Here is a 13,284-nt window from a genome sequence, read left to right as displayed (position 1 = left end):
GAAATCCCTCCAATTAACACCCATTATATATATATCTATTAACCAAATCTACCAGATAAATAATCATCTGTCCGCTGATCTTCAGGATTAGAAAACATCTTGGTCGTTTCACTTATTTCAATCAGTTCTCCCATTAAAAAGAAAGCTGTTTTATCGGAAGTACGAGCAGCTTGCTGCAAGTTGTGAGTGACAACCACAATGGTATAGTCTTCTTTTAACTCCAGCATGAGTTCTTCCATCTTTGCTGCAGATATGGGATCAAGTGCCGATGTCGGTTCATCCATTAAAAGGACTTCTGGTTTAGTTGCAATCGCTCTTGCTGTACATAGCCGCTGCTGTTGTCCGCCAGATAATCCCATTGCGGAATCATGAAGCCGATCCTTCACCTCATCCCAAAGACCAACACTTTTTAATGACGTCTCCACGATTTCAGCTAATGCTTTTTTACTCTTAACCCCAGAAAGCTTCGGACCGAAAGTAACATTATCAAAGAGCGACATCGCAAACGGCAGTGGTTTTTGGAAAACCATCCCCACTTCTTTTCTAAGCTTAACTAAGTCAGTGGATGAATGATTAATATCCGAATTATGATAAAGGATCTGTCCGGATTTCCCTATCCCGGGTGTATTTGAATTCATTAGGTTCAATGACTTAAGAAACGTCGATTTACCGCAACCCGATGGACCAATAATCGCCGTCACTTCTTTTTCGTTTATTTTCAAATTAATATTTTTTAAGGCACGTGTTTTTCCATACCATAAATTAAAATCTATGACATCAAATACCGTATCATTCGAGCTTTCCAAGTGTCTCCCAACCTTTGACAGTAGATTTCTTAAAAATCAACCAAATTTACCTGTAACATATCGTTCTGTCAGCTCTTGTTTCGGGTTCGTAAAGATGATCTCTGTTTCGTCTTCCTCAACAAGTTCACCTTGGAAGAAAAAGGCGGTTCGGTCCGCCACTCGTGAAGCTTGCTGCATATTATGTGTCACAATGACTATGCTGACGTTGTTTTTTAAAGTCTCCAGTAAATCTTCAATTTTACTGCTAGCAATCGGATCAAGTGCAGATGAGGGCTCATCTAACAATAAAATTTTTGGTTTTAAAGCGAGGGCCCGAGCGATACACAAGCGTTGCTGCTGCCCTCCCGATAAAACAGAGGCCGAATCCTGCAAGCGATCCTTCACTTCATCCCATAAAGCGGCTTGCTTTAAACTCTCTTCAACGATCGCATCTTTTTCTGAGCGTTTCGTAATCCCATAAAATTTAAGCGCATGAGCAACATTCTCATAGATCGACTTAGGAAAAGGATTAGGGCGTTGAAAAACCATCCCGATCTCTTTTCTTAAAGCGACGACATCAATATCCGTCTCAAGAAGATTGACATCCTCATATTGGATTTCTCCTTTATACGCGATCGAATCAATAAGATCATTCATGCGATTGATCGTTCTGAGAAACGTCGATTTCCCGCATCCGGATGGCCCAATAAAAGCCGTGACCTTATTTTTGCGTATGGGCAGGCTTACTTTCTTAATGGCTTCATTGGTTCCATAGAAAACACTTAGATCTTTTACATTTAAAACAAGTTCATCTTGCGTAACTGGGCTTAACGACAAAGGCTCTGCCTGCCTTTCTTTTTTTACCTGTTCTGCTGTCAAAACCATACTTAAAGCCTCCTATGCCCTGCTATTTTTACCTGACATGCGTTTATGAATGACAGAACCAACAAACCGGGCTCCAAAGTTAAAAATTAAGACGATGATGACGAGGACAGCTGAAGCGCCGTTGGCAATTTGATTAATATCCGGCATGATTCCTTGCTGCTTAACTGCCCAAATATGAACAGATAAAGTCTCCGCTGAACGCATAGGATTAAGTGGCGAAAGCGGTGAAGACGGATTCCAATCAGTGAACATTAATTTAGGTGATGATAAACCCGCCGTGAACAGTAAAGCGGCGGATTCACCAAAAATACGGCCAGCTGAAAGAATAACGCCTGTCAAAATACCTGGAAAGGCGGATGGCAAAAGAATCGTTCGAATGGTTTGCCATTTGGTTAGCCCAAGAGCGAGACCCGCTTCTTTCTGTGACTGAGGAACGGCACGTATAGCGTCCTCACTGACTCGAACGATTACAGGCAGGTTAAAAACAGTCAAAGCGAGAGCCCCTGCCAAAATGGAAAAACCCCAATGGAATAGATCAACGAAGATAAGGAGTCCAAATAGGCCAACGACGATGGATGGTAAGGAGGATAATACCTCCACACATGTCCGAATAATAGCGGTTACCTTCCCTTGGCTTGCGTATTCAGCTAAGTAGATCCCGCCACTCACACCAAGCGGCGTACTGATCACTAACGTTAGAATGAGTAAATAAAATGAGTTCCACAATTGATCGACAATACCGCCGCCTGCCAGATAAGAGCTTGAATGAGTCGTAAGAAAATGCCAAGAAATATCTGCTAATCCGTTATAAAAGATGTAACCTAATAATGAAAATAGTATCGCAATCATAAGGACCACGCACAGAGTCATCATTATTGTGGCGATTCGATCTGTCACACGTGCCATTTAGTATTTCCTCCTCGCCGACAACACACGAATTAAGATAATAAAAATATAAGACATAACGAGTAAAACAAGTCCCATCGACCAAAGCACATGATTAAACACACTACCAGAAGGCGTCTCACCCATACTCAGTGTTATTTGGGTTGTAAGTGTACCGGTTGGATCAAGTAAATTTTTAGGAAAATGGGCCGAGTTCCCAACCACCATTTGAATAGCTAATGCTTCACCAAAGGCACGTGCCATTCCAAAAATAATAGCTGTTAGCAAAGAGGGAAGGGCTGCCGGAATAATCACACGCCAAATCGTTTGCCAGCGTGTCGCTCCAAGTGCCGCAGCGGCATCTCTCATAGACTCTGGAACAGCTTGCAAGGCATCTGCCGAAATGCTTGTTACAGTTGGTAAAATCATGACCGCCACCACTATAGCTGCCGGTAACAAACCAAAGCCCGTCGGAACATGAAGATGAATCCGAAAGAAAGGAACAAGGACAACTAGACCGATGAAACCATAGACGACCGAAGGAATCCCAACTAATATTTCTAAAACGGGCTGAAGAATTTTGCGCCCATATTTCTTCGATATTTCGGTCATAAAAAGGGCACTGCCAATCCCAATCGGAGCTGCAATTAGGGCAGCCAAAAATGTCACAGAAAACGAGCCAAAGATAAAGATCAAGGTTCCGAATGTTGGAGGGGCAATTGTTGGCGCCCAATTTTTACTAAAAAACTCGGTTATTGGAACTCCATCCTTAACAAAGGCTTGCATGCCTTTCACTACTAGAAATAAAGTAATGGCAACAGCCGCTAATATCATAAGAAAGGCTGCAAATCGGATCCAAATAACCGCTACGGTCTCAGCCCATCTAGCCTTTGTCTTTTTCTTTCCTTTAAGTCGAACACTTGCCGGTATATCAACATATTTCTCGTTCACCCTTAACCCTCCAATTCCACAAACTCCCTTTATTACCAGCCTCTTTTTCTAAAAAAGCCAAAACAGGAGGCATCCATTTGAGGAAATCGCCCCTGTTCCGATTTAAATCTTCATTATATATTGTTTTCTTATTTTTTCGTTACATTACCATCAGCATCGCGAACAACTTTCATATCGCTAACTGGCAGATAACCTTGTTGAGTAACTAGACCTTTTTGGACTTCATCAGAGTCGATGTAATCGATGAAGGCTTTAGCAACGCCAGTCGCTTCACCTTTAGTATACATGTGCTCATAAGCCCAAACAGGGTATTTACCTGTTTCAATGTTAGCGGCAGTTGGAGCAACACCATCAAGAGAAAGAGCTGTCATCTTCCCTTTATCAGCATCTGTGAAGTAAGACAAAGCTAAGTAACCAATCGCACCAGGATTTTGCTCAATATCTGTTTTGACATCATTACTTGCATCTGTTGTTAAAGAAGAAGTGGCTGGTGTTTGATTATCAAGAGCAAATTGTTGGAACGTTGCAAGTGTACCAGAACCAGCTGGACGGTTTACAAGAACAATCTTTTGATCTTTTCCGCCTACTTCTTTCCAGTTCGTTACTTTACCAGTGAAAACTTTGATTAGATCTTGTTTAGAAATGTTCGTGATGCCAGCGGCTGGATTAATGGCGGCTGCCATCCCAACGACTGCTACTTTATGGTCAACAAGCTGAGAAGCATCAATGCCGTCTTGTGCTTCAGCAAATTTATCTGACATCCCAATGTCAAAAGCCCCAGAAGCAACTTGCGTCAAGCCTGTACCACTACCGCCGCCTTGTACATCAACAGTGGCTTTTGGATTAGCTTGAGTAAATCCATCCACGGCTGCAGCCGCAAGAGGTTGTAACGCAGTAGAACCGCCCACTTCAATTTTTCCAGAAACTTGACTTGAAGTTGAACTTGAGTCACTTGAGCTTGTAGAATCGTTAGAGCTAGAAGTGTTAGATTTCGAACCATTCGAGCTGCTTCCACATGCGGCACTTAATACAAATACGAGTGCAAAAACTAGAAGTATACCGCTGCGTTTCATCCATTTTGACATTAATTTGTCCCCTCCAAAAAAATAGGTTTGTTTTTGTCTACATTTCATATCTTAACCCACAAATGTAAACAACGTATAAATGAGAGGTAAAGGGTTTGTAAACACTTTGTAAATGATATTTTACAAACCTACTCCCTCGAAGCCACCCCTTGGGTTTACATCTGCGAATTCGCTTCGTGCTGGTTTGCGCGAAATCCCCATCTTTAAAACAAGGATTTTAAGCACAGTTAGTTGCTAATACCCTTAGATAGTTTTACGAACCATAGAATTGCTCAAATCATCGCCCATTTTCAGGCGAATAGCGTAGTCTCGTTACGCTCAACCAAAATAGGCGTAACCTCAGTCCTTTATTTCGGCATTCCGGCCCATTTCGCGACGGATAGCGTATTCTCGTTACGCTCATCCGAATTAGGCGTAACGTCAGTCCCTTAGTTCGGCTTTCCGGCCCCTTTCGCGGAGGATAGCGTAGTCTCGTTACGCTCATCCGAATTAGGCGTAACGTCAGTCCCTTAGTTCGGCATTCCGGCTCGATTAGCGGAGGATAGCGTGTTCTCGTTACGCTCATCCGAAATAGGCGTAACGTCAGTCCCTTAGTTCGGCTTTCCGGCCGGATTCGCGACGGATAGCGTAGTCTCGTTACGCTCATCCGAAATAGGCGTAACCTCAGTCCTTTATTTCGGCATTCTGGCCGGATTCGCGGAGGATAGCGTATTCTCGTTACGCTCATCCGAAATAGGCGTAACCTCAGTCCTTTATTTCGGCATTCCGGCTCGATTAGCGGAGGATAGCATGTTCTCGTTACGCTCAACCGAAATAGGCGTAACCTCATTCCCTTAGTTCGGCTTTCCGGCCGGATTCGCGGACGATAGCGTGTCCTCGTTACGCCTACTCAGCTTATGTATAACGACCTGAATGTTACCCATTTGCCGGTCTATTAAATTATGACGGTTGGTTAGCTCCAGTCCACCATGACCTCCTTTTTCCATCCACCTCTCCCCTATTAGCTTGTTCCAATTCTTAGAATACACCTCTAAATGCAAAGACCCTTAAGCTTGTCATACCTGCTTAAGGGTCTTCTTTGATTAACTTATTTATTTACTGCCTCTTGGCTCTTGAAATAGGCATCAAACACTTCACCAGCAATCATGAGGTTGGTCTGCTCATTTAAAATGTCAGGAACCACGACTGAAATGGCCACCTGAGGATTATTAGAAGGGGCATAGGCCACCAAAGTTTTATTGTTTCGACCCAATTTAGGATCGCCTACCTGTGCAGTTCCTGTCTTGGCTGCAATATCATATTTGGCCCAAGGCTCAAAGGAATATCCAAGCGTTCGTGCAGTTCCTTCTGGTCCATGTGTCACGAGATGAAAGCCTTCATGGACGACCGCAAATTGGGAAGGGGTATTCGGAATCGTATTTAAAATTTTGGTTTGGTATTTATATTCAGTTGGACCGATTTTTCCGACATTAGATCCAGGGTAATGAATCGAGTCCAGAAAATGCGGTGCCACCCGGTAGCCCCCATTTGCAAGAGTCGAAACGTATTGAGCCATTTGAAGCGGTGTATAAGTGTCATATTGCCCGATGGCAAATTGCATGATCAAACCACCAGCATTAGGTTTTGGCCCTTGATAGCCGGTTGACTCATAAGGGAGATCCACACCTGTTTGCACACCTAATCCAAACTGACCGTAAGCATCCCTTAAAGTGTTAAAAGCATTGTAAAACTTAGGGCCTGTGAAAACACGTGCCAAGTAGTTGGCACCTTGATCCGTAATTTTAAAGCCAGCCATCCTCGCTGCAATCGTCCCCATATAAACGTTTGAGGAAACCTCAAGTGCTTGGGCGGTATTGACATTCCCAATCCAAGATTCAAGAGATTTGAACGATCCTCCCCCAACATAATTAATGGGCTTATCATTAAGCACACCAGGGATGGCATTATTTTGATAACCGGCTAACACCGTTGCTCCTTTGACAGCTGAACCGATCGCAAAGGAATTGAGAATCGTACCTTCAGAAACATCTGTGAATTGACCCCCGTTATCTTCTTGACCGGCGGCAGCAAGGATCGCTCCAGTATGCGGATTCATTACAACGACATAAGCCTGATTACATAAATGATCACTAGGATAACAGAGCTTAATATTCTTTTGAATAATTTGATTGACCTGTTTCTGTAACTTAGAATCCACGGTCAAAACGAGGTCGTCCCCGCGGCGACCTTCCTTTACGGTCGGAGTTCCTACTGGCTTACCGTTATCCGTCGTATAGGTTAAAGTCTTTGGAATTCCGCTTAGTACATCATTATATTCTTCTTCCAAGTTACTTGTCCCGACTAGATCGTCTCGATTGTTCCCCGAAGCTAAATAATTGTTCACTTCATGCTTCGGAATTTGGCTGACCTTGCCTAAGAAGAAAAGATTGCCATCCGGATAGGTGCGATTGGCCGATACGGTTGTATCAATAGCTCCTTTAAAGTCATTTAAATGCTCCCCTAAACGAGCCAGCTCACCCGTTGTCAAATTAGAGGCGATGACCGTCGGCGATAGATTAGAGGCTTGAGCCAGTTGATGCCAGATCGCCACCACCTTAAGCTCATCACCTTTAATAGAAGATAAGTCCTTTGAAGTAATGCGATTCAATAACATGTCATAAGCATTCTTGCTGTTTTGCTCTTTAGCAGACAGCTTCTGCTGATAGGCGTCTGGATGTGTCCCTATCCAGTAATCCTTGAGATCTCTTTCTGTTATGTGAGCGGTTGTAAGAACACCGCTCGGCGGATTTTTTTGATCCGTTACGGTCAAGTACTTGCTCAGCTTTTTCGCAATATTAATCAGATCGGTTTCTGACATATCTTGATTCCGAGTAAAAATAACACCCGGCGACGCACTATTTCCGGCAAGCAGGACCCCATTCCGGTCATAGATGAGTCCGCGCGCTGACTGGATCTTATTGGTTACATGTTGAGTCGACTGCATTTTTTTGTCATAAGTATCGCCATTTACAATTTGCACGACTCCAAGCCGAATAATGAGAACAGAAAAGGCGAGAAAGACAAATAAAAATAGAACGTTTAATCGAAAGGGAATTTGATTCTTCTTCTTTTGCTTTGTTTTCTTTGGTTCATCCACGCAACTTACTCCTCCTTGATCGCCATAGTTGGTAATCAGGTTTTTCCCATTTATGTAAGGAATACACCGTTAAATTTTTAATGCATAAATAGAAGGCAGGCCTATAACAAGCCCACCTTATTATTTTACTATAAATTTAACGTTATGCAGAGAAAAAATTGTGACAGTCTTCATACGGTTGAACCGCTCTCTCCCTCCTTGACAGCCCGAGCTCGTTCCAAAGGAATTGGAATGCGGCGAATACAAAAATAAATAGCGAGATGACCTGCCCCAATCACCATCATTAAATAACGAATGCCTTGTTGATCATCCCGGAAATACCAAACCGTTGCAAGGAACAAAAGAACAGACACAATACGACCTGCATTATAGAAAATTTCTTTAACGACAATATACTCAATCCTCATGTCAGCGGCCTTCCAGCCATGTCCAATTACGTCAAAGGTTAAGGAGGCATACGGAACAAAAAGTAATGGATAAGCGATGGCAACTAAAACGGCATAAACAATTAGCATAGTGTAGTTCACATTAAATAGAAGGATATACACCGTTCCGTAAGTGATGATTCCGCCAATTAAAATGGATGTCTTTTTGAAAGAGGGTTTAATCAAACGCGACACCACATAATAGCCAATAAACATGACCCCGGATTCGACTAATCCAAACTTCCCGATCGCTAGTTCATTATCTGTTGATAAATACACCCATAAAAAAATGATAAATAAAAAGGTCCCTTCACGAGCGCCTTGAAAGAAATGCGCATTGAGTATATCCCGCCAGTTCTCGTTATTGGAACGCTCACGTAGAATGCGTCGGAAGGTTAACTTACCTTCAGCCGGGCGCCGTTGCAAAAACCAACTTACGACGACAGCTAAAGCAAATAGCCCAAGGGAGATTCCGAAGATCACTCGATACCCATTGTAATTTTTCATCGATGAAATAATCCAACCAGCGAGAATAGGACCGATCATTCCCCCAAGAGATGTCAAAACCCCTTGGATGCCATTGAAGAACACTCGAGTTTCAGGTTCGGTTATTTCAAAGATAAGAACATTAAAAGCGCACCAATAAAAGCCGTACCCCATCCCAATTAATGCTCCAAATAAATAAAAAAATTGACGACTGTCCGATCCTAATACTAAGACGCTGATAAAAAACAAAGAAAGAACAACCACTCCTGCACGTAAAACAATGACGCGATCAACTCGTTTGGCCCACATTCCAGCAAAGATAAACGTAATCGGCTGAAAAATAACAATCATTAAATTGTATAAACCAATATCAATAAAGCTATTCGTACGCTTCCAAAGAAAGATATTAACAAATGTATTCGATAAAGCAGTCGCGATGCAATAAAGACCACTTATAATAAGAAGAAGGTACAAATCTCTTGGCACTTCTTTTTGATCGAGCCTACTGCTTGAAACATTCACGGCCTCGGCCCCCCTGCCTAAAATTCTTCGCTTAGTTTGGTTTATCCGCCCCCCAATTATTCTATAAATAAAATAAGGTCCAACCCTAAAAGAAGGATTAGACCTTGAACAAAACTTTAATAATTGGGGTTTACAAACTTCGATCCTCCACTTGATCAAGCCATGCCTCAATTTCACCTACTACGGATTGAATCGCGCCATCTTCAAACGGAATCGTCAAGTTAGCTTCTTTCACTAACTCTGTAAACGGTTTAGTTCCACCTAGTTTGCAGAGATGCAAATAGTCTTTCCAAGCAGACGCCTGATCCTCGAGTGATCGCTTCCAGAACTGGAAAGCACAAATTTGTGCTAATGTGTAATCAATATAATAAAACGGTGAGCCAAAAATATGCCCTTGTTGATGCCAAAAACCGCCTCTTTCAAGGTATTCATTATCAGCATAATCGCGATGCGGCAAGTAAGTCTTTTCAATTCGACGCCAGGCGGCTTTCCGTTCTTCAGGAGTTGCCTCTGGATGTTCATAGACGAAATGCTGGAATTCATCTACGGCAACCCCGTAAGGAATGAAGAGAAGCGCCCCGCTCAAATGTGCAAATTTATATTTTTCAGTTTCTTCCTCAAAGAATAACTCCATCCACGGCCAAGTAAAGAATTCCATGCTCATCGAATGGATTTCACAAGCCTCAAGTGTTGGAAAATAATATTCCGGCACTTCATAGCCGCGGCTTGAGTAAACCTGGAAGGCATGGCCTGCCTCATGTGTTAGGACATCAATATCACCGCTTGTCCCATTAAAATTAGAAAAGATAAACGGAGATTGGAAATCACTTATGTAAGTACAGTATCCGCCACCAGCTTTTCCCTTTTTACTGACAAGATCCATTAATTCATGGTCAATCATAAATTGGAAAAACTCATCTGTTTCCTCGGAAAGCTCGTGATACATCTTTTTGCCGTTATTAATGATCCACTCAGAGTCTCCCTTAGGCGCCGCATTTCCTGATTTAAAATTCAAAGGCTCATCATAATAATAAAGATGATCAAGGCCTAAGCGCTTTTGCTGGCGTTCTTTAAGCCTGGTGGCAACGGGAACGATATAGGTTTTGACTTGCTCTCTAAAATTCGCTACCTTTTCCGCATCATAATCGGTACGATTAAGCCTCGCATAGCCGAGCTCAACAAAATTTTCGTAGCCGAGCTTCTTCGCGATGGTTGTTCTGACCTTGACTAACTGATCGTAAATTTCATCTAATTGAGCTTCGTTTTCGGATAAGAAAGAATATCGAGCTGCTTGAGCCTTCATTCTCATAGCGCGATCCTTTGACAATTGAAAAGGGACCATTTGCGAGAGATTTCTCTCGTCTCCTTCAAATAAGATTTTTGCCGAAGCCATTAATTTGGTGTATTCACTAGATAGGCGATTCTCTTGCTTTAAGTCATCCAAAACGTCTGGAGAAAAAGTCTTAAGTGTTAAATCTGCCATGTTGAATAAATGCTTGCCCCATTTTTCTTCTAACTCATCGCGGAAGGTTGAACTGACGAGCGCTCGATAAAAATCCGTTACAAGACCTTGATAGCTCGGTGAAGTCTCATCAAAAAAATCATTTTCTTCTTTATAAAACTCATCATTGGTATCAATGGTATGGCGAATGCTTGCGATCTGATTCATGGAATCAAACTGATTTCGAAGCTTATTAATATCAGCCATTGCCTCTGATTGCGCCTCAAAGGTTGCAGCCTTTGAAAAACGCTCAAGAGCCTCATTAAATTGAGATTGCAACGCTTCAAAATCCGGTCTTATGTAGGAATACTCTGAGAATTTCATCCATTTTCCCCCTCGTACCTTTTTCAAATCATTGTCTCTCTCTTAAAATTAACATTTAGAAAAGAGCCCGACTAGGCGGGCTCCATTCATGGTTTAACTATTCATTATTTTGCTGCTGCGTAGCGCTTGTTCACTTCATCCCAGTTAATAACATTGAAGAAAGCCCCAATGTATTCAGGACGACGGTTTTGATAGTTGAGGTAGTAAGCATGCTCCCAAACATCAAGACCTAGAACTGGTGTTTTACCTTCAGAAAGCGGGCTATCTTGGTTTGGTGTGCTTGTAATTTCAAGCTCACCATTGTTTACAACTAGCCAAGCCCAACCGGAACCAAAACGGCCAGCTGCGGCTGCAGCAAATTGTTCCTTAAATGCATCAAAGCTGCCAAACTTAGCATCGATTGCCTTAGCAATCTCTCCTGTTGGAGCACCGCCGCCATTTGGGCTAAGGATTTGCCAGAAAAAGCTGTGATTAGCATGTCCACCGCCGTTATTGCGAACAGCAGTACGGATGCTTTCAGGAACAGCATCCAAATTGCTTACAAGCTCCTCAACGGATTTACTTGCAAGCTCATCATGGCCTTCAAGCGCCTTGTTGACGTTAGCCACGTAGGTTGCATGATGCTTGTCATGGTGAATTTCCATTGTTTTAGCATCGATGTGTGGTTCTAGCGCATCAAATGCGTAAGGAAGATCTGGTAATTGGTAAGTCATTTCAAATCTCCTCCTATATGTAGATTTTTTTTGTGGAAGTATCCTTCCCTTATAAAGTTAGCAAACTTTAGCAGAGACTTCAATTAATATACCCACTATCGGTCAAAATATTGTTCAATAAACAGCATTGCGCTTTTTTCGGCTCGCCTGTGCCCACGGAAAGCGATTGTTTTCACGCACTAAATTGTCGCATTTTAATTGCAAGTTATCCACAAATCAAGGTTTCTATAATTTCCTGGCACAAAAAAACAACACCTATAAAAGATGTTGTTTTGAGTTGATCTTATGTAATTGAGAAGTTGGTGGACCCTGCAGGACTCGAACCTGCGACCGGACGGTTATGAGCCGTCAGCTCTAACCAACTGAGCTAAGGGTCCACTATGGGGCGGCTGATGGGAATCGAACCCACGAATGTCGGAACCACAATCCGATGCGTTAACCACTTCGCCACAACCGCCAAGATTAAAAAAAGAGGTTTATTACGCTAACCTCGTCGTTTGAAAATAAATATGGTAGCGGAGGAGGGGATCGAACCCACGACCTCACGGGTATGAACCGTACGCTCTAGCCAGCTGAGCTACTCCGCCATAGTGTTTCGTGCCTTTCAGCGACAATATGTATCATAACACCCATCATTTAGCTTGTCAACACATTTCACAAAAATACTTTTTGCGATCGATTTCTAAGCACTCTCAAGCGACAACATAAAAAATATAGCATGAAAGCCTCATTTGTTCAAGTGTTTTTTTTGTTTTTTCTCTTTCTTTTTGGCTCTTTTCTAAAAGATTGTTGCTATTTGAGAAAAAATAGGTGGAAATAGGCGAGACTCCTGCGGGAATAGCAAGCCAGGTGAGACCCCGCAGGCGTATTTTGCCGAGGAGGCTCACGGATTGCCCGCGGAAAGCGAGCTTATTGGAGCCTAAAAAAACAACAAAGTTTACGAAAACAGCCTTCTTTTTTTATAAAACGTTTACTTGTCTGAATCTCCTGAAATCGAGTAAAATGAACTTTGAGAGGAGATCGATCATGAATAAACCAAAACAGAAACAATCATCGCTCTTTTTTCAGTTCTATGAAAACCTAAGGCATCCGAGAAAATCAAGCCTTTTCCGCTTTAAACGAGCTGGCCAGAGCATCCTTTATTCCTTTTTCTTGACTTTGATTGCAGCTCTTTTATTTTCACCCGCCGTCATACGAGCGACCATTCGCGTCGGGCAGTCCTTTTCATTTATTTTTCTCCCTTTTGGAATTATTTACTATTATATCGTTTTAACCTTTCTCTTCTTTAGTTTTATATCGATCCTTTCAATCATTGGCTATTGGGTCAACCGACTTTTGTTTAAACGACGGCTTAATGGACAACAGGTCTGGTCACTTAGTGTGAACGCTGCCACTTGGCCTACACTTATTTTTTCCGCTTCAGGTCTCTTCGTTCAACTTCCCTCTGGCCTGCTTTTGATCTACACGTTTATGACCTTTGGCATGCTCATTAACATGATACTTGCGATCCCGAAACCAAAGACCTCTTCACCTAGACCTCGAGAGAGAAGCAACTTAGAAAAACAAACTAGCTGAAAAAGAAAGCA

At 42.4% G+C, this 13,284-nt stretch carries 11 protein-coding genes and 3 tRNA genes; 2 read left to right on the top strand and 12 right to left on the bottom strand.

Features of this window, described 5'->3' with window-relative positions:
• Positions 1–38: 38 nt before the first annotated feature.
• The 5 genes from pstB (PU629_RS07875) to PU629_RS07855 form a co-directional block, all read right to left on the bottom strand.
• Positions 39–806, bottom strand: a complete 768-nt coding sequence (gene pstB / locus PU629_RS07875; protein ID WP_275283726.1) for a phosphate ABC transporter ATP-binding protein PstB — start codon at positions 804–806, stop codon at positions 39–41.
• A gap of 36 nt (positions 807–842) precedes the next feature.
• On the bottom strand, positions 843–1,670 hold the full coding sequence (gene pstB / locus PU629_RS07870) for a phosphate ABC transporter ATP-binding protein PstB (RefSeq protein ID WP_275283725.1): 828 nt from the start codon (positions 1,668–1,670) through the stop codon (positions 843–845).
• Between the two features lie 12 nt (positions 1,671–1,682).
• Positions 1,683–2,576 (bottom strand): phosphate ABC transporter permease PstA, encoded by an 894-nt coding sequence (gene pstA, locus PU629_RS07865; RefSeq protein WP_275283724.1) that lies wholly within the window; start codon positions 2,574–2,576, stop codon positions 1,683–1,685.
• Positions 2,577–3,506, bottom strand: a complete 930-nt coding sequence (gene pstC / locus PU629_RS07860; RefSeq protein ID WP_343076308.1) for a phosphate ABC transporter permease subunit PstC — start codon at positions 3,504–3,506, stop codon at positions 2,577–2,579. It abuts the gene before it with no gap.
• 128 nt (positions 3,507–3,634) lie between these two features.
• On the bottom strand, positions 3,635–4,579 hold the full coding sequence (locus PU629_RS07855; protein WP_275284381.1) for a phosphate ABC transporter substrate-binding protein: 945 nt from the start codon (positions 4,577–4,579) through the stop codon (positions 3,635–3,637).
• 243 nt (positions 4,580–4,822) lie between these two features.
• On the opposite strand from PU629_RS07855, the gene PU629_RS07850 reads away from it, so the two are divergent.
• Positions 4,823–5,023 (top strand): hypothetical protein, encoded by a 201-nt coding sequence (locus PU629_RS07850; RefSeq protein WP_275283723.1) that lies wholly within the window; start codon positions 4,823–4,825, stop codon positions 5,021–5,023.
• 655 nt (positions 5,024–5,678) lie between these two features.
• Here the strand turns inward: PU629_RS07850 and PU629_RS07845 are convergent.
• From PU629_RS07845 to PU629_RS07815, 7 genes are all read right to left on the bottom strand, one after another.
• A complete protein-coding gene (locus tag PU629_RS07845; RefSeq protein ID WP_275283722.1) occupies positions 5,679–7,727 on the bottom strand; it encodes a peptidoglycan D,D-transpeptidase FtsI family protein in 2,049 nt (682 codons plus the stop codon).
• Positions 7,728–7,897: 170 nt separating this feature from the next.
• Positions 7,898–9,160 carry an MFS transporter gene (locus PU629_RS07840; RefSeq protein ID WP_275283721.1) on the bottom strand — a complete coding sequence of 421 codons (1,263 nt, stop codon included), beginning with the start codon at positions 9,158–9,160 and terminating at the stop codon, positions 7,898–7,900.
• Positions 9,161–9,290: 130 nt separating this feature from the next.
• Positions 9,291–10,985, bottom strand: a complete 1,695-nt coding sequence (locus tag PU629_RS07835) for a M3 family oligoendopeptidase (protein ID WP_275283720.1) — start codon at positions 10,983–10,985, stop codon at positions 9,291–9,293.
• Between the two features lie 104 nt (positions 10,986–11,089).
• On the bottom strand, positions 11,090–11,698 hold the full coding sequence (locus tag PU629_RS07830; RefSeq protein ID WP_275283719.1) for a superoxide dismutase: 609 nt from the start codon (positions 11,696–11,698) through the stop codon (positions 11,090–11,092).
• A 300-nt stretch (positions 11,699–11,998) separates the two neighbouring features.
• A tRNA-Ile gene (locus PU629_RS07825) sits at positions 11,999–12,075 on the bottom strand.
• A gap of 4 nt (positions 12,076–12,079) precedes the next feature.
• A tRNA-His gene (locus PU629_RS07820) sits at positions 12,080–12,155 on the bottom strand.
• Between the two features lie 53 nt (positions 12,156–12,208).
• Positions 12,209–12,285: transfer RNA gene (locus PU629_RS07815), tRNA-Met, on the bottom strand.
• A 439-nt stretch (positions 12,286–12,724) separates the two neighbouring features.
• On the opposite strand from PU629_RS07815, the gene PU629_RS07810 reads away from it, so the two are divergent.
• The gene (locus PU629_RS07810; RefSeq protein WP_275283718.1) at positions 12,725–13,273 is read left to right on the top strand and encodes a DUF1189 family protein; all 549 of its coding nucleotides are present in this window, start codon (positions 12,725–12,727) and stop codon (positions 13,271–13,273) included.
• Positions 13,274–13,284: the final 11 nt, after the last annotated feature.

Source organism: Pullulanibacillus sp. KACC 23026 (genome assembly GCF_029094525.1).
GTDB lineage: Bacteria > Bacillota > Bacilli > Bacillales > Sporolactobacillaceae > KACC-23026.
This window is presented reverse-complemented; position numbering and strand designations above follow the sequence as displayed.